This window comes from Acinetobacter gyllenbergii CIP 110306 = MTCC 11365 (assembly GCF_000413855.1).
Classification (GTDB): Bacteria; Pseudomonadota; Gammaproteobacteria; order Pseudomonadales; family Moraxellaceae; genus Acinetobacter; species Acinetobacter gyllenbergii.
In genome coordinates this window covers 1-1,365 of record NZ_ATGG01000036.1, presented here as the reverse complement: position 1 = coordinate 1,365, position 1,365 = coordinate 1, and the positions used below count along the sequence as shown (strand labels likewise).

The window sequence follows — 1,365 nt, the reverse complement described above, 5'->3', positions numbered from 1 at the left end:
GCAACTCGTTTGACAACTCAAGGTTTCGCTTGGGATCAACCGATTGCTGACAACAAAACTAAAGAAGGTCGTGCTATGAACCGTCGCGTATTCGCTGCGATCTCTGGTAGCCGTACTGTTCTTGTACAACCAGGTCAACAAGCTCAATAATTTGAGTTTATGAACTGAAAAAAAGCGACTCGTCAGAGTCGCTTTTTTTATATATATCAAATTTATATATATCAAAGTTTTTGTAGTATTGATGTAAAACTAAAACATAAAATCTAAAAACTGGCATAATCTTGTCTTAATTTTAGATGTACTGTGAGAATTATTTAGTTTTATTGAAAAGATTTTGATAGCTTGTTAAAATTTTGATTAAAAAGTGATAAGCTCTCACAGCCTGAATTAGATGTTGTTAAATTAGAATTTTCTAGTTTTTGGGGGTGGGAAATAGGTTATTTTTTTCGGTGGCTGCTGACTGAATGTTATTAAATGCTTGGAAAATTGATCAAGTATTTGTATGATTTAACGTAAGGTGAATAACGGGAAAAGATACAATAAGACTATTTCTCAGTATTCAAAAACTATTAAGCGTTTAGAGAACAAACAATTTTTTGTTTTTTTGGAGGATATCCATGAAATTGAGTCGTATTGCACTTGCTATGCTTGTTGCTGCTCCATTAGCTGCTGCGAATGCTGGCGTAACAGTAACTCCATTATTAGTGGGTTATAGCTGGCAGGATAGTAAGCATAATAATGACAACCTAACAACTCATGCAGAGTTGCAGGATGATTTATTTGTTGGTGCTGCATTAGGCGTTGAGTTAACACCTTGGTTAGGTTTTGAAGTTGAATATAACCAGGTGAAGGGTGATCTTGATGGTACTGGCGTAGCGAATGCTGAATACAAGCAACAAACAGTTGCTGGTAATTTCTATGCTACTTCTGACTTGATCACGAAAAACTACGATAGCAAAATTAAGCCGTATGTATTGTTAGGTGCTGGTCAGATGAAAACTGATTTTGACGGTATCTATGCTGACAAGAAAGACACGATTGGTAACGCTGGTTTAGGTGCTTTCTGGCGCTTAAATGATGCTTTATCTCTTCGTACAGAAGCTCGTGGTACGTACGATTTTGATGAGAAATACTGGAGATATACAGCACTTGCTGGTTTGAACGTAGTTCTTGGTGGTCACTTGAAGCCAGCTGCAGCAGTTGTAGAAGTTGCTCCAGTTGAACCAACTCCAGTTGCTCCACAACCACAAGAGTTAACTGAAGATCTTAACATGGAACTTCGCGTATTCTTCGATACGAACAAGTCTGTTATCAAACCACAATACAAGTCTGAAATTGCTAAGGTTGCTGAGAAGTTAGCTGAGT

The 1,365-nt window shown here is 37.3% G+C and carries 1 protein-coding gene and 1 pseudogene; both read left to right on the top strand.

From position 1 onward, the window contains the following. Positions 1-150: pseudogene (locus F957_RS21525) on the top strand (OmpA family protein); the annotation flags it as partial. 467 nt (positions 151-617) lie between these two features. After that, positions 618-1,365: outer membrane beta-barrel protein (locus tag F957_RS03160; protein WP_016660560.1), on the top strand; the 748-nt coding region annotated here is incomplete at its 3' end.